Here is a 14,499-nt window from a genome sequence, read left to right on the forward strand (position 1 = left end):
GTTCCTGCGGCGGGTGAAGCAGCTCACCTACCAGCGGCCGTCGCGCTGACGCCCGTGCCGCCGCTGCCGCGTCAATGCCGGTGCAGCCGGTCCCCGCCCGCCAGGATCGCCGCCGCCAGCGCGTCGGCGGCGCCCCGGGCGGCCGTACGGCGGCCGCCGTGGACCAGGACGAAGTCGACGCGGCCGAGTTCCGGCAGGCCCGACCGGTCAGGGATGCGGACCAGTCCGGGCGGGATCAGGCCCCGGGAGTGGGCCATCACGCCGAGGCCCGCCCGGGCCGCCGCGACCAGCCCGTTGAGGCTGGCGCTGGTGCACGCGACGCGCCAGGCCCGGCCCTGGCGCTCCAGCGCCTCCAGGGCGAGCGCCCGGGTGATGCCGGGCGGCGGGTACACGATCAACGGCACCGGCCGGTCCGCGTCCAGGCGCAGTCGCTCGGCGCCGATCCAGACCAGTTCGTCGTGCCAGACCAGCCGGCCGCGCGGGTCCTCGGGGCGCCGCTTGGCGAGCATCAGGTCCAGCTTCCCGGCCGCCAACTGCTCGTGCAGCGTGCCCGACAGCTCGACCGTCAGCTCCAGGTCGACCTCCGGATGGTCGTGCCTGAAGCCCTCCAGGATTTCGGGCAGCCGGGTCAGCACGAAGTCCTCCGACGCGCCGAACCGCAGCCGGCCGCGCACCCGCGTTCCCGTGAAGAACGCCGCCGCCTGCTCGTGCACCTCCAGGATCCGGCGCGCGAAGCCCAGCATCGCCTCGCCGTCCTCCGTCAGTTCCACGGAGTGGGTGTCCCGGGTGAACAACTGCCGCCCGGCGGCGTCCTCCAGCCGCCGCACGTGCTGGCTGACCGTGGACTGGCGCAGCCCCAGCCGCCGGGCGGCCTGCGTGAAGCTCAGCGTCTGCGCCACCGCGAGGAACGTACGCAGCTGGGAGGGGTCGTACACGAGGCCCAGGATATCGCGGAACGTGATGACAGTGAGTGCGGTATACCGGATTCCCGATCGCCGGGTGAGAGAGCAGGATGGAGAGGGGACCCGTGACCCGGCGGCCGAAGGCCCGTTCCCCGCCGTACCACCGACAGCACCGAGCAAGTGGAGCACCGTGAAACGCCTGCGTTGGCCGAGTTGGATGCCGATCGACCCGTACATCCTGCTGCTGCTCGGGACGGTGGGCCTCGCGGCTCTCCTCCCGGCGCGCGGGACGTCGGCCGACGTGGCCTCCGGCGCCTCCACGGGCGCCATCGCCTTCCTCTTCTTCCTCTACGGCGCCCGCCTGTCCACCCGTGAGGCGCTGGACGGGCTCAAGCACTGGCGGCTCCACGTCACCGTCCTGGCCTGCACGTTCCTCGTGTTCCCGCTGCTGGGACTGGCCGCCCGCGGGCTCGTCCCCGTCTTCCTGACCCACCCGCTCTACCAGGGCCTGCTCTTCCTCACCCTGGTGCCCTCGACCATCCAGTCGTCGATCGCCTTCACCTCGATGGCCCGCGGAAACGTTCCGGCCGCGATCTGCGCCGGCTCCTTCTCCTCCCTGGTGGGCATCGTCGTCACCCCGCTGCTGGCGGCCGCCCTGCTCGGCAACAGCGGCGGCGGGTTCTCCGCCGACTCGGTCCTGGAGATCGTGCTCCAGCTGCTGGTGCCGTTCCTCGCCGGGCAACTGCTGCGCCGCTGGATCGGCGGCTTCGTCGCCCGGCACAAGAAGGTCCTCGGCCTGGTCGACCGCGGCTCGATCCTCCTCGTCGTCTACACGGCGTTCAGCGAGGGCATGGTCCAGGGCATCTGGCACCAGGTGAGCCCCGTCAGGCTGGCCGGCCTGCTCGGCGTCGAGGCCGTGCTCCTCGCCGTGATGCTGGCCCTTACCTGGTACGGCAGCAAGGCGCTCCGCTTCGGCCGGGCGGACCGGATCGCGATCCAGTTCGCCGGCTCGAAGAAGTCCCTGGCCTCCGGACTGCCCATGGCGAGTGTCCTGTTCGGCGCACATGCCGCGCTGGCCGTGCTGCCGCTGATGCTCTTCCACCAGATGCAGCTGATGGTGTGCGCGGTGATCGCCAAACGCCGCTCGCACGACCCCGACGACTCCGGCGTGGCCCGCGAGGAGGTCACCGCGCCGGCGTCAGCCGCAGGGTCACGAACCGCGGTCGGTACAGGGACACGTTCCGGTTGAGCTGCGCCGCCGCCCCCGTCGGCTCCAGCCAGTTGACGTCGTAGCTCAGCACCAGCCTTCCGTCACCGCCGAGTTCGGGGTGCACCTGGGGGTTGTAGGCGGCGACCTGTCCCGGCGGCAGGGACGGGGTGAAGTCCTTCGCCGGGCCGTGCCAGGGCCCGGTGGGGGAGCACGCCCAGTACGAGGTCACCGTGGTCAGCCCCCGCGCCCCCGCCGCCATCGTGAACAGCACGTACGTCCCGCCCTCGCGCACCACCGAGAACGCGCTGCCCACCCCGGTGCGCCGCCCGTCCCCGAGCACGGCACCCGGGCGGGCGCGCGCCGCCCAGCCGGAACTGTCCCAGTACTCCCAGGCGGCCGGATCCCCGAGCCCGCCCTCGGGCACCCGCGCCACGTACGCCTGCGAGGCGGGCCGGGACGCCGCCTGACCGTCGTCGCCGCCGAACACGTAGGTCCAGCCGCCCTTCTCGACCAGCGTCGTCCCGAACAGCACCCGCCGGGACGGATCCTGGACGAGCCGCTGGTCGAGCACCTCGACGACCGACTCGACCCGCAGGTCGGGCAGGGACAGTGTGGCCACCTCGGTGGCGGTGGGCACCCCGTAGATCCACGGCGCCGGTCCGGCCGTGCGCACCCACAGCAGCACCCGCAGCACCTGCTCGGAGGAGCCGGGGGAGCGGGGCTCGACACGGGCCGCGACCGGCCAGCGCCACTGGTTCGGGCCCGGGTCGGGGAACAGCGGCGCGGGCAGCGTCGCCTGCAGCCGCCCCTCGTCCATCAGCACGGCCGAATTGCGCACGAGCGGCGCCGTCCCGTCCCGCCAGGCGTACGACTCGCCGACCGGGTTGGGCGGGCGGTGCACCTGGCCGAGGTAGGTGTCCGAGAACAGCCACAGCAGCCGGCCGTCCGGCAGCCGCACCGAGTGCGTGCCGTCGCCGCCGGTCCAGTCGTCGGCACGGGTCGCGTCGTCACCGTAGCGGGCGAACTCGGCGGTGATGCGGTCATCCGTCGACCACGAGCCGACGGTATGCGGTATACAGTCTCCCGAATTCTGTTGATTGTCGTCGTCCGGCAGGGCGCTGAGCAGCACCGCCGCGAGAACCAGGGTCATCAGCAGGCCGACCCCGACTCCCGTCCGTTGTCGTGCTCGTATCTCCTCGGGCACGCTCCCGGACGTTAGCGGCTGTTGCTCACGTGGTCCATGGGCAGCCACAGGACGGCGTTCCCCACCGGGCCGCTCCCGGCCTTGATCTCCTCGTCGGTGAGGGCCCGGTCCCAGACGCGGACGTCGTCGATCGCGCCGGTGAAGAAGGCCCGGCTGTCCATGCGCTGCCCGATGTGCACGCCGAACGGCGCGTTGCGGCTGACCGAGCCCGGCACGTCCGCTGCGCCGGTCGCAGTACCGTCGATGAACAGGGTCAGCCGGCCGCCGCCGCGGCGCAGCGCCAGATGGTGCCACCGGCCGTCGTTGTGGGCGCCGGTGGTGGTGACGGTCGCCGTGCGCACGGTCGTCGCGCCGTCCCGCGCGGTGATCAGGCCGCGCAGCCGGTTGCCCGCGGGCTCGCCGCGCAGCCACACCTGCGGCTGGGTGTTGCCGACCCCGCCCATCCACAGCAGCGGCTGTTCCCCGGTCGTGGCGGTGTAGCGGAACCGGAGGGATGCCGTGAACTCTTTTGTGCCCAGGGCGAGTTGCTCGCGGTACGGCAGGCGTACGGCGCCGTCGGCGCCGTCGAACTCCAGCGCCCCGCCCAAGGCGCCGACCGTCGCCCCGGCGCCGCCCAGCACGGCCGCGCTCGCGGCGCCCGGGGCGAGACCGAGGGTGGTCGGATCCAGGCCGCGGCGTGCCTGCAGCCAGTCCTCGGTGAAGCGGGCGAAGCGGATCTCGTCGCGGGCGTCGACGGCGCCGGCCTCGTACAGCAGGCCCACCGTGGCGTCGTCGACCGGCGCCAGGTCGGAGTAGCCGGACCAGTCCGTGGTGACGACCGTGCCCCGGTCGACACTGTCCCAGGTGGCGCCGCCGTCGTAGGAGGAGCGGATCATCATGGTCCGGCGGCGGTCGGGATCGGCGGGACAGGACAGCAGGATGCGGTCGCCGAAGGGGAGCGTCGCGCACTGGACCTGGGGCGTGTAGAGGTCCGGGAGCTCGCGGAAGGGGGCGGTGAAGCTGGTGCCGCCGTCGAGACTGACGGCCTGGGTACGGTGGCCGATGTCGGTGCCGTGCTGTTCGCGGCCGCTGACCAGGACCGCGCCGTCGGTGCGCTCGGTGAGCGTCAGCTCGGACGGTTTCTGCCGGAAGACGCGGTCCTCGGCGACGGACCAGGAGTCGGTGGCGCCGGCCTTCCAGTGGTCGCCGCCGTCGTCGCTGACGATGAGGGCGGCGTGGTTGGCGGTGACCCGACTGCCGTTCCACGTCTCGGCGTTGACGCCGAAGACCAGTCGGCCGGCGTGCGCGCCACGGGTGAGCTGGACGCCGTGCACGGGACCGGTGGCGTACCAGGAGTTCCAGTGCGCGGGCCGGATCTCGGCGCTCAGGTCGCGCGGCGCCGACCAGGTCAGGCCGTCGTCGTCGCTGTACTGCAGATGGGGGGTCCGGTCGCAGGGCGCGGAGCAGCCGGCGCTGTCCGTGCGACCCGTGTTGTAGGTCTCGGCGAGCAGCACGCGGCCGGTGTCGCGGTCCACGATCGGGGCCGGGTTGCCGTGCGTGTCGCCGTGGCCCTTGTTGATGACCTGGAGCGGGCCCCAGGTGCGGCCGCCGTCCGTGGAGCGCTTCAGGACGATGCCGATGTCGGCGGCGTCACCGCAGTTCAGGACCCGGCCCTCGGCGAAGGCCAGCAGTGTGCCGTCGACTGTATGCACAATTGCCGGAATGCGGAAGCAGGCGTAGCCGGGGTGCTGGGACGCCTTGAAGAGGACCTGTTGCTCGAACTCCGGTGCGGAACTCGATGCTTGGGCGTGGACGGGAGTGGGCGACACGGTCAGCGCCGCCGTCACGACGACAGCTGTGAGAGTGATGGATCCCGGACGGGCGCGAAACCATGCCGGCAGGGGACGGGCTTCCCTTTCCTGTCTGAACATCCGATCATGCTAGATCTGACGGTTTGTCAGATATGTCAGGCGGGGCGCCTCGCTGCTCCGGATGGGTGTCACGAACGCCAGAACCTGCGGCACCATGCCGGCTCCCCGCGGGCCGAACGCGACGAGTTCATGGGCCTGTTGATCCGGATTTCCGGTACGGACGGCCGACGGCGGATAACGTTCCGTCATGAACCCACCACGCACCGTCGAATCCGGGCCCGCGCTCGACGCCGCCCGCACCGCCCTCGTGCTCGTCGACCTGATGGACCGCATCGTCGCGCTGCCCCTGGAACCCCGGAAGGGCGTCGAAGTCCTCGCTGTCGCCGAGGAGTTGGCGTCCCGGTTCCGCGCGGCCGGTGCACTCGTCGTGCTCGTCCGCGTCGAGCGCACCGGCGTCGCCGAGCAGCCGCCCGGCAGCGGGCTGGTGGCCGGCCTGCTCCGGGACGGTGACGTCGAGATCGTGAAGCGGACGATCGGCGCGTTCCACGGCACCGGCCTGGACGAGCGCCTGCGCGAACACGGTGTCACCACGCTCGTGTTCGGCGGGATCGCCACCAACCTCGGCGTGGAGTCCACCGCACGCGCTGCAGGCGACCTCGGCTACGACCTCGTCTTCGTCGAGGACGCCATGGCCGCGTTCACGGCGGCCGAGCACGAGGCGTCCGTACGGCTGGACTTCCCCCGGCTGGGCACCGTGGTGACCGCGGCGCAGGTGCGCCTCGGGGCGGAGTGAGTCCTCGGAGCGTGTGGCGGGCGGGCTCGGCCTCACCTGCGTACCGCGGTCGGCAGCCGGCGAGCCGCCGCTCCCCCTGATCACCGCCTTCGCCGAGTTTCCGCACAGGCGGCAGCTCGAGACGGCGGGCTGAGACGGCGGGCTGAGACGGCAGGCTGTGACGGCTGGTTGAGACGGGGCCCCTGCGGCGCAGGGGGCGCTCCCCGCCGGTCGGGGCCCCGCCGCCGTGTCGCGGGGAGCCGGTCAGCCCTGGGCGGCCGCGGCCCGCAGGGCGATGCGGCCCTCGCCCGCGTACACGTTCATGGAGCTGCCCCGCAGGAAGCCCACCAGCGTCAGCCCCGCCTCCGCCGCCAGGTCCACGGCCAGTGACGAGGGCGCCGAGACCGCCGCGAGGACCGGGATGCCCGCCATCACGGCCTTCTGCGCCAGCTCGAAGGAGGCCCGGCCCGACACGAGCAGGATCGTGCGGGACAGCGGCAGGTCCCCGTTCTGCAGGGCGCGGCCGACCAGCTTGTCGACAGCGTTGTGCCGGCCCACGTCCTCCCGGATGTCGAGCAGTTCGCCGTCCTCGGAGAACAGGGCCGCCGCGTGCAGGCCCCCGGTCCGGTCGAAGACCCGCTGGGCCGCGCGCAGCCGGTCGGGGAGGCTCGCGAGCAACTCGGGTTCGACGCGGACCGGGGGAGTGTCGGAGATGGGCCAGCGGGCGGTCGTACGGACGGCGTCGAGGCTCGCCTTGCCGCACAGGCCGCAGGACGAGGTCGTGTAGACGTTCCGCTCGAGCGTGATGTCGGGCATGATCACGCCCGGCGCGGTCCGCACGTCCACCACGTTGTAGGAGTTCGAGCCGTCTACGGTCGCCCCCGCACAGTAGACAATATTCAGCAGATCGGATGCCGCGGCCAGTACACCCTCGCTCACCAGGAAACCGGCGGCGAGCGCGAAGTCGTCGCCCGGTGTGCGCATGGTGATGGCGAGCGGTTTGCCGTTCAGCCGGATCTCGAGTGGTTCCTCGGCGACGAGCGTGTCCGGGCGGCTGGAGACCACCCCGTCCCGGATGCGGATCACCTTGCGTCGTTCCGTGACTCGTCCCATGTCCTGATCAGCCCCGGTTCTGTACGTGCTGGTAGCCGAAACGGCCCTTGATGCAGAGGTTGCCGTGGGTCACCGGGTTGTCGTGCGGCGAGGTGACCTTCACGATCTCATTGTCCTGCACGTGCAGAGTGAGGTTGCAGCCCACTCCGCAGTACGCGCACACCGTGGTCGTCTCCGTCTGCGCCGACTCGTCCCAGGTACCCGCCGCCCGCATGTCGAACTCCGACTTGAAGGACAGGGCCCCCGTGGGACACACCTCGATGCAGTTGCCGCAGTACACGCACGCCGAGTCCGTGAGCGGCCCGTCGTGCTCCACGGCGATCCGGGCGTCGAAGCCGCGCCCCACGACCGAGATCGCGAAGGTGTTCTGCCACTGGTCGCCGCAGGCGTCCACGCACTTGTAGCAGAGGATGCACTTGTCGTAGTCGCGGACGTACAGGTCGTTGTCGACCCTCGGCTCCTCGTTCAGCCGGGCCGCGTCCGGGCCGAAACGGTCCGGCTTCGCCTCGTACTCCTTGATCCACTCTGCCACCCTCGGGGTCGTCGACATGTCGACCGAGGAGGCGAGCAGCTCCAGGACGATCTTGCGGCTGTGGCGGGCCCGCTCGGTGTCGGTCCTCACCTGCATGCCGGGCTCGGCCTTGCGGGAGCAGGCCGGGACCAGGGTGCGGGAGCCCTCGACCTCGACGACACAGACCCGGCAGGCGTTCTTGGGGGTGAGGGTGTCGCCCTCACAGAGCGTCGGGATGTCCTTCCCGGCTGCCCGGCAGGCATCGAGGACGGTCGAGCCCTCGGGGACCCTGGCCTCCTCCCCGTCGATGGTGAACTCCAGCAGGCGGCGGGGGATCCCCAGCGGTGTCACGGTCATTCGTACGCCCCCAGGCGGTCGATGGCGGATTCCACGGCGTTCCACGCGGTCTGTCCCAGACCGCAGATGGAGGCGTCCCGCATGGCGCGGCCGACCTCCCTGAGCAGGGCGATGTCGTCGGCCGCCGCCGCACCCGTGCGCTCCGCGATCCGGTGCAGCGCCTCCTCCTGGCGGACGGTCCCGACCCGGCACGGCACGCACTGCCCGCACGACTCGTCACGGAAGAACTCGGCGATCCGCAGGAGCAGCCGGGGCAGCGGCACCGTGTCGTCGAAGGCCATCACGACCCCCGACCCGAGCGTGGTGCCCGCCTCCCGGGTGCCTTCGAAGGTGAGCGGGATGTCCCGTTCGTCCGGCCGTACGAAGCCGCCGGCCGCCCCGCCGAGCAGCACCGCCCGCAGCCCCTCGCGCACGCCGGCCAGGTCCAGCAGTTCGCCCAGCGTGGCGCCGAACGGCAGCTCGTAGATCCCGGGCCGGTCCACGCTGCCCGACACGCAGAACAGTTTGGGCCCGGTGGACCGCTGGGTCCCGATCGCCGCGTACGCCGGGGCGCCCATGGTCAGGATCGGCAGCACGTTGACCAGCGTCTCGACGTTGTTCTCGACCGTGGGTTTGCCGAACAGGCCCTTCTCCACGGGGAACGGCGGCTTCGAGCGCGGCTCGCCCCGGTAGCCCTCGATGGAGTTGAACAGGGCCGTCTCCTCGCCGCAGATGTACGCGCCCGCGCCCCGCCGGATCTCGATGTCGAAGGCGTAGCCCTGGCCGAGGACGTCGTCGCCGAGCAGTCCACGGGCGCGCGCCTGGTCGACGGCATATTGCATACGATGTACTGCACGCGGATATTCGCCGCGCAGATACAGAAAGCCCCGGTGCGTTCCGGTCGCGTACGCCGCGATCGTCATCGCCTCCACCAGCGCGTACGGGTCGCCCTCCATGATCACGCGGTCCTTGAAGGTGCCCGGCTCGGACTCGTCCGCGTTGCACACCAGGTAGTGCGGATGGTCGGGCTGGGACGCCGTGGCCTGCCACTTGCGGCCGGTGGGGAAGGCGGCGCCACCGCGCCCGACCAGGCCCGAGTCGGTGACCTCACGGATGACTCCGGCGGGACCGAGGTCGAAGGCCCGGCGCAGCGCGGTGTAGCCGCCGTGGGCCCGGTAGTCGTCCAGGCTCGTCGGGTCCACGGCGCCGACGCGGCGCAGCAGGGTCAGCGACGGGTCTCCCGCCTGGGGCACCGCCATCGCCGCCGGCGGCTCGCCCGGCGCCGAGTCCGGTGCACTCGCCGCGAGTACGGCCGCCTCGACCGTCGCCGGCGCCGAGACCGCCGTACGCACCGGATCCCCGGCCTTGATCGCGAGCGCGGCCGGAGCCCGTTCGCACAGGCCGAGGCACGGGCTGCGTTCGACCGAGACCCCGCCGGCGAGGCCGAGCCGGGCCTCGATCCCGGCACACAGCTCGGACGCCCCGGCGGCCGCGCACGCCAGGTCCGTGCACACGTGCAGCACGGTCGCGGGGCGCGGCTCGACCGAGAACATCGCGTAGAAGGTGGCGACCCCGTACGCCTCCGCCGGCGGCACGGTCAGCCGGCGGCACAGGTAGTCCAGGGCGCCCTCGCTGATCCAGCCGACCCGGTCGTTGATCGCGTGCAGCCCCGGCAGCAGCAGGTCGCGGCGGTCCCGGGCCGCGCGCCCGCCACGGGCCCACCTGAGGTCGGCGGCCCTCATCTCATCGCGGTCGGCCCCCTCCCACGAGGACTCCGGAGGACCGAGCAGCGCGTCGACCGCCGCCCGCTCGTCGTCCGTCGGCTTGCTGTCACCGAAGTGCAGATCCACCAGGTCACCTCACTCTTGAGCCAACTGAGCAGCTTGGGTCAGCCGACGGTCGTCGTGATCGGCAGCTTCTCGATGCGGATCGCCGACGCCTTGAACTCCGCCGTCCCCGCGATCGGGCAATTCGCCTCGATCGTCAGCTGGTTGGTGTCCACCTCGTCGGGAAAGTGCATGGTCATGAAGGCCAGCCCGGGCCTGAGGGCGGGGTCGATCCACACGGGCGCGACGACCGACCCGCGCCGCGAGGCGACCTGCACCTCCTCGCCGACCACGACCCCGTACCGCTCGGCGTCCTCCGGGCACAGCTCGATGAACTCGCCGCGCCGCAGCGGGGACGCGAAACTCCCGCTCTGCACACCGGTGTTGTACGAGTCGAGCCGTCGGCCGGTGGTCAGCCGGACCGGGTACTGCTCGTCGGTGAGATCGACCGGCGGATCGTGCTGGACGAGTCCGAAGGGGGCCGGCCTGCCGCGCCGTGCGGGGTCCTTCTCCCACAACCGGCCGTGCAGGTACGTCGGTTCGAGCCGGTCGGGGTCCGGGCAGGGCCACTGGATGCCCTGGTGTTCCTCCAGGCGGTCGTACGTCATCCCGTAGTGGTCCGGCGAGACCGAGCGGAGCTCGTTCCAGACGGACTCGGAGTCGGCGTACTTCCAGTCGTGGCCGAGCCGTGCGGCCAGGTCGCAGATGATGTCGATGTCCTCGCGGGCCTCACCGGGCGGGGTCACCGCCCGGCGCACCCGCTGAACCCGCCGCTCGCTGTTGGTGGTTGTGCCCTCGGTCTCCGCCCAGCCGGCCGTGGCGGGCAGGACGACGTCCGCGAGTTCGGCCGTCTTCGTGAGGAAGATGTCCTGCACCACGAGGAAGTCCAGCTGCCGCATCCGCCGTACGGCCTGCTCGCTGTCCGCCTCCGACTGCGCCGGGTTCTCGCCGATGCAGTAGACCGCCTTGAGCGTGCCCTCCTCCATGGCCTCGAACATCTCCGTCAGGTTCATCCCGTAGTGCGGCTGGATGACGGTGTCCCAGGCCGACTCGAACTTCAGCCGCGCCACGGGGTCGAGGATGTCCTGGAACCCGGGCAGCCGGTTGGGGATGGCGCCCATGTCGCCGCCGCCCTGCACGTTGTTCTGGCCGCGCAGGGGCTGCAGACCGGAGCCGTAGCGCCCGACGTGGCCGGTGAGCAGCGAGAGGTTGATCAATGCGCGCACGTTGTCGGTGCCGTTGTGGTGCTCGGTGATGCCGAGGGTCCAGCACAGCTGGGCGCGTTCGGCGCGGGCGTAGGCGTGCGCCAACTCCCGTATGGCGGCGGCCGGTACGCCCGTCACCTTCTGCGCGAGGGACAGCGTCCACGGTTCGACGAGCTGCTGGTACTCCTCGTAGCCGCTGGTGGCGCGCGCGATGAACGCCTCGTTGGCGAGGCCGGCGTGGATGATCTCGCGGCCGATCGCGTGCGCCATCGGGATGTCCGTGCCGACGTTGAGACCGAGCCAGCTCTCCGCCCACTCGGCGGTCGACGTCCGTCGCGGGTCGACCGCATACAGTCGACCGCCGTTGTGTATGCCCTTGAGCGCGTGCTGGAAGAAGATCGGATGCGCGAAACGGGCGTTGGAGCCCCACATGACGATGACGTCGGTGTGCTCGATCTCCTCGTACGACGACGTCCCGCCGCCCGAGCCGAACGCGGCCGACAGACCGGCCACGCTCGGGGCGTGACACGTCCGGTTGCAGGAGTCGACGTTGTTGGTGCCCATGACGACCCGGGCGAACTTCTGCGCCACGAAGTTCATCTCGTTCGTCGCCCGGGCGCAGGAGAACATGCCGAACGCGCCGCGGGCCGCCGTCAGGCCCCGGGCGGCGCGGTCCAGCGCCTCCTCCCAGGTGGCCTGACGGAACGGTTCGTCGCGGGAGTCCCGGACCAGGGGATGGGTGAGCCGGGTGTAGGTCTTCGGGGTTCGATCGCGTTTCCTCATGCGGCGCTCCTCAGGGCGAGCAGGTCCGAGATGGCGTGCACGGTGCGCAGGGTGGGCACCTCGACGCCGGTGATCTCCGCCAGCTCCACGACGGCCGCGAGCAGTACGTCGAGTTCGAGCGGCTTGCCGCGCTCCAGGTCCTGGAGCGTGGAGGTGCGGTGGTCGCCGACCCGTTCGGCGCCCGCGAGCCGGCGCTCGATGGAGACGCCGACCTCGCAGCCGAGGGCCTCGGCGACGCTGAGCGTCTCGGTCATCATGATCTCGATGACCTTGCGGGTGCCGCCGTGCAGGCACATCTGCCGCATGGTGGCGCGGGCCAGCGCGCTGATCGGGTTGAAGGAGATGTTGCCGAGCAGCTTGAGCCAGATGTCGTTGCGCAGGTCGGGCTCGACCGGGCACTTCAGCCCGCCGGCCTGCATCGCCTCGCTGAACGCCGTACAGCGCGCCGAGACGCTGCGGTCGGGCTCGCCGACGGAGAACCGGGTTCCTTCCAAGTGCCGTACCACGCCCGGCCCTTCGAGCTCGGTGGCTGCGTAGACCACGCAGCCGACGGCCCGTTCGGGCGCGAGCACCGCACTGACCGCGCCGCCCGGGTCCACGCTCTCGACGCGATGGCCGTCGTAGGGGCCGCCGTGCCGGTGGAAGTACCACCAGGGGATGCCGTTCTGGGCGGCCACGACCGCCGTGGAGTCGTGCAGGAGAGGCTCGATCAGCGGCCCGCACGCCGCGTACGAGTTGGCCTTCAGGCCCAGGAAGACGAAGTCGACCGGGCCGACCTCGGCCGGGTCGTCGGTGGCGTGTGCGTGCGCGGTGAAGTCACCGCGCGGGCTGAGGACCCGCACACCGTGCCGCCTCATGGCCGCGAGATGCGGTCCACGGGCGACGAGGTGCACGTCGGCGCCGGCGCGGTGGAGCGCGGCGCCGACGTAGGCGCCGATCGCTCCGGCGCCGAGTACTGCGACTTTCATACGAGGGAGCTCCGTTCGGTCGAGGGATACCGCGGAGATGGCGCACTGCCGAACTCTGTCGACGAAATATTGTCTACAGTATGGAAGTTGTGCCAGCAAGGGTTCGCGCAGGATGGGGAGCGGCCGGAGAAACCGGCCGGTGGGACCGTTCGGCGCGCCCGGGATACCGTTCATCGCATACGGTCGACGCGCCGCCTTCTCAACTTCCCGGATTCTTCCTACCGTTCGGGATCATGAGTCCCCCAGTCGCACCCGCGGGCTGGAGCCGCTGGCTGGTTCCGCCCGCCGCCCTCTCGGTCCACCTCTCCATCGGCCAGGCCTACGCCTGGAGCGTGTTCAAGCCGCCCCTGGAATCAGCCCTCGGCCTCAGCGGCACACAGAGCGCGCTGCCCTTCCAACTCGGCATCGTCATGCTCGGTCTGTCGGCCGCGTTCGGCGGCACGCTCGTGGAGCGCAACGGGCCGCGCTGGGCGATGACCGTCGCCCTGATCTGCTTCTCGTCCGGCTTCCTGCTCTCCGCGCTCGGCGCGGCCACCGAGCAGTACTGGCTGATCGTCTTCGGCTACGGCTTCGTCGGCGGTATCGGCCTCGGCATCGGCTACATCTCGCCCGTCTCGACCCTGATCAAATGGTTCCCGGACAGGCCGGGCATGGCCACCGGCATCGCCATCATGGGCTTCGGCGGCGGCGCCCTGATCGCCTCGCCCTGGTCGGCGCAGATGCTGGAGTCGTTCGGCAGCGACAGCTCCGGGATCGCGCTCGCGTTTCTCGTACACGGGCTTTCGTATGCAGTCTTCATGACCCTGGGCGTGCTGCTCGTACGGGTACCGCGCAGCCCGAAGCCGGTCGAAGGCGCACCGAGTGTCCTCGCGGGCCCGCAGGTCTCCGCCCGCAGTGCGGTGCGCACACCCCAGTTCTGGTGTCTGTGGGTCGTGCTCTGCATGAACGTGACCGCCGGCATCGGCATCCTGGAGAAGGCCGCCCCGATGATCACGGACTTCTTCGCGGACACCTCGACCCCGGTGTCGGTCTCGGCCGCCGCCGGCTTCGTAGCCCTGCTGTCCGCGGCCAACATGGCGGGCCGGATCGGCTGGTCGTCGACCTCCGACCTGATCGGCCGCAAGAACATCTACCGCGTCTACCTCGGCGTGGGAGCCATGATGTACGCGCTGATCGCCCTGTTCGGCGACTCGTCGAAGCCGGTGTTCATCCTGAGCGCGCTGGTGATCCTGTCCTTCTACGGCGGCGGGTTCGCGACCATCCCCGCCTACCTCAAGGACCTCTTCGGCACCTACCAGGTCGGCGCGATCCACGGGCGGCTGCTCACCGCCTGGTCCACGGCGGGCGTCCTCGGGCCGCTGATCGTGAACTGGATCGCCGACCGGCAGGAGGAGGCGGGCAAGCACGGGGCGTCACTGTACGGTCTGTCGTTCGTCATCATGATCGGGCTGCTCGTGGTCGGCTTCGTCGCCAACGAACTCGTCCGGCCCGTCCACGTCCGTCACCACATTCCCGCCCCGAGCAAGGAGGCCGTCGATGTCCAGCGACAGCAGTCAGAGTCCGCCTAGCCGGCGGGGGCTGATCGCCTTCGCCTGGGTGTGGGTCGGGGCACCGCTCGCCTACGGGCTGTACGAACTGGTACAGAAGGCGACCCAGCTGTTCACCGGGTGACCGTTCGGACAGTGTTCGGGCGTCCGAGGTCCTGATGGAAGCCGACAAGGCCGGAGCCGGTTTCCTGTGGCTTCACCTGCCGTCGTACCCGCGAGTCATTGATCAGACTGGTGAATCCCGCTACCTGAGCAACGAGGGGGATTCGCCC

At 71.1% G+C, this 14,499-nt stretch carries 12 protein-coding genes; 4 read left to right on the forward strand and 8 right to left on the reverse strand.

Going from position 1 to position 14,499, the window contains the following annotated elements; translation table 11 throughout:
* Nucleotides 1–71: 71 nt before the first annotated feature.
* Entirely contained in the window at nucleotides 72–935 is an 864-nt protein-coding gene (locus QFZ76_RS40610) for a LysR substrate-binding domain-containing protein (protein WP_307678353.1), read from the reverse strand.
* Nucleotides 936–1,119: 184 nt separating this feature from the next.
* Between QFZ76_RS40610 and QFZ76_RS40615 the strand changes: the two genes are divergently transcribed.
* On the forward strand, nucleotides 1,120–2,151 hold the full coding sequence (locus QFZ76_RS40615; RefSeq protein WP_307680274.1) for a bile acid:sodium symporter family protein: 1,032 nt from the start codon (nucleotides 1,120–1,122) through the stop codon (nucleotides 2,149–2,151).
* On the opposite strand, the gene QFZ76_RS40620 is transcribed toward QFZ76_RS40615, so the two are convergent.
* Together QFZ76_RS40620 and QFZ76_RS40625 are read right to left on the reverse strand one after the other, a co-directional pair.
* On the reverse strand, nucleotides 2,087–3,316 hold the full coding sequence (locus QFZ76_RS40620) for a DUF4185 domain-containing protein (RefSeq protein ID WP_307678354.1): 1,230 nt from the start codon (nucleotides 3,314–3,316) through the stop codon (nucleotides 2,087–2,089). The two genes, QFZ76_RS40615 and QFZ76_RS40620, sit on opposite strands and share 65 nt — an antisense overlap.
* 11 nt (nucleotides 3,317–3,327) lie before the next feature.
* Nucleotides 3,328–5,196: a sialidase family protein gene (locus tag QFZ76_RS40625; protein WP_307680275.1), complete on the reverse strand. Its 1,869-nt coding sequence runs from the start codon at nucleotides 5,194–5,196 to the stop codon at nucleotides 3,328–3,330.
* A gap of 217 nt (nucleotides 5,197–5,413) precedes the next feature.
* Between QFZ76_RS40625 and QFZ76_RS40630 the strand changes: the two genes are divergently transcribed.
* Complete coding sequence (locus QFZ76_RS40630) at nucleotides 5,414–5,959, forward strand: isochorismatase family protein (protein ID WP_307678355.1); 546 nt, start codon at nucleotides 5,414–5,416, stop codon at nucleotides 5,957–5,959.
* Nucleotides 5,960–6,202: 243 nt separating this feature from the next.
* Here the strand turns inward: QFZ76_RS40630 and fdhD are convergent, their stop codons facing one another.
* The 5 genes from fdhD to QFZ76_RS40655 are packed head-to-tail and all read right to left on the reverse strand — an operon-like array spanning nucleotide 6,203 to nucleotide 12,680.
* The gene (fdhD, locus tag QFZ76_RS40635) at nucleotides 6,203–7,051 is read right to left on the reverse strand and encodes a formate dehydrogenase accessory sulfurtransferase FdhD (protein WP_307678356.1); all 849 of its coding nucleotides are present in this window, start codon (nucleotides 7,049–7,051) and stop codon (nucleotides 6,203–6,205) included.
* A 7-nt stretch (nucleotides 7,052–7,058) separates the two neighbouring features.
* Nucleotides 7,059–7,919: a 2Fe-2S iron-sulfur cluster-binding protein gene (locus QFZ76_RS40640; protein WP_307678357.1), complete on the reverse strand. Its 861-nt coding sequence runs from the start codon at nucleotides 7,917–7,919 to the stop codon at nucleotides 7,059–7,061.
* Nucleotides 7,916–9,748: an NAD(P)H-dependent oxidoreductase subunit E gene (locus tag QFZ76_RS40645; protein WP_307678358.1), complete on the reverse strand. Its 1,833-nt coding sequence runs from the start codon at nucleotides 9,746–9,748 to the stop codon at nucleotides 7,916–7,918. The genes QFZ76_RS40640 and QFZ76_RS40645 overlap by 4 nt, the downstream gene beginning before the upstream one ends.
* A 38-nt stretch (nucleotides 9,749–9,786) precedes the next feature.
* A complete protein-coding gene (locus tag QFZ76_RS40650; protein WP_307678359.1) occupies nucleotides 9,787–11,712 on the reverse strand; it encodes a molybdopterin oxidoreductase family protein in 1,926 nt (641 codons plus the stop codon).
* Nucleotides 11,709–12,680, reverse strand: a complete 972-nt coding sequence (locus tag QFZ76_RS40655; RefSeq protein ID WP_307678360.1) for a 2-dehydropantoate 2-reductase — start codon at nucleotides 12,678–12,680, stop codon at nucleotides 11,709–11,711. Before QFZ76_RS40655 ends, QFZ76_RS40650 begins: the two co-directional genes overlap by 4 nt.
* A gap of 233 nt (nucleotides 12,681–12,913) precedes the next feature.
* Here QFZ76_RS40655 and QFZ76_RS40660 point away from each other — a divergent pair, with 233 nt between their 5' ends.
* Together QFZ76_RS40660 and QFZ76_RS40665 are read left to right on the forward strand one after the other, a co-directional pair.
* Nucleotides 12,914–14,248, forward strand: coding sequence for an OFA family MFS transporter (locus QFZ76_RS40660; protein WP_266450114.1), 1,335 nt, complete (start codon nucleotides 12,914–12,916; stop codon nucleotides 14,246–14,248).
* Nucleotides 14,217–14,351: a hypothetical protein gene (locus QFZ76_RS40665; RefSeq protein ID WP_266450115.1), complete on the forward strand. Its 135-nt coding sequence runs from the start codon at nucleotides 14,217–14,219 to the stop codon at nucleotides 14,349–14,351. Before QFZ76_RS40660 ends, QFZ76_RS40665 begins: the two co-directional genes overlap by 32 nt.
* The last annotated feature ends 148 nt before the right edge of the window (nucleotides 14,352–14,499 follow it).

This window comes from Streptomyces sp. V4I2, assembly GCF_030817655.1.
Classification (GTDB): domain Bacteria; phylum Actinomycetota; class Actinomycetes; order Streptomycetales; family Streptomycetaceae; genus Streptomyces; species Streptomyces plumbiresistens.

What these genes read in the sequence shown, in the direction of transcription:
- QFZ76_RS40615 (WP_307680274.1), top strand. Translation starts at nt 1,120, where the DNA reads ATGCCGATCGACCCGTACATCCTGCTGCTGCTCGGGACGGTGGGCCTC.
- QFZ76_RS40630 (WP_307678355.1), top strand. Translation starts at nt 5,414, where the DNA reads ATGAACCCACCACGCACCGTCGAATCCGGGCCCGCGCTCGACGCCGCC.
- fdhD (WP_307678356.1), bottom strand. Translation starts at nt 7,051, where the DNA reads ATGGGACGAGTCACGGAACGACGCAAGGTGATCCGCATCCGGGACGGG.
- QFZ76_RS40640 (WP_307678357.1), bottom strand. Translation starts at nt 7,919, where the DNA reads ATGACCGTGACACCGCTGGGGATCCCCCGCCGCCTGCTGGAGTTCACC.
- QFZ76_RS40650 (WP_307678359.1), bottom strand. Translation starts at nt 11,712, where the DNA reads ATGAGGAAACGCGATCGAACCCCGAAGACCTACACCCGGCTCACCCAT.
- QFZ76_RS40655 (WP_307678360.1), bottom strand. Translation starts at nt 12,680, where the DNA reads ATGAAAGTCGCAGTACTCGGCGCCGGAGCGATCGGCGCCTACGTCGGC.
- QFZ76_RS40660 (WP_266450114.1), top strand. Translation starts at nt 12,914, where the DNA reads ATGAGTCCCCCAGTCGCACCCGCGGGCTGGAGCCGCTGGCTGGTTCCG.
- QFZ76_RS40665 (WP_266450115.1), top strand. Translation starts at nt 14,217, where the DNA reads ATGTCCAGCGACAGCAGTCAGAGTCCGCCTAGCCGGCGGGGGCTGATC.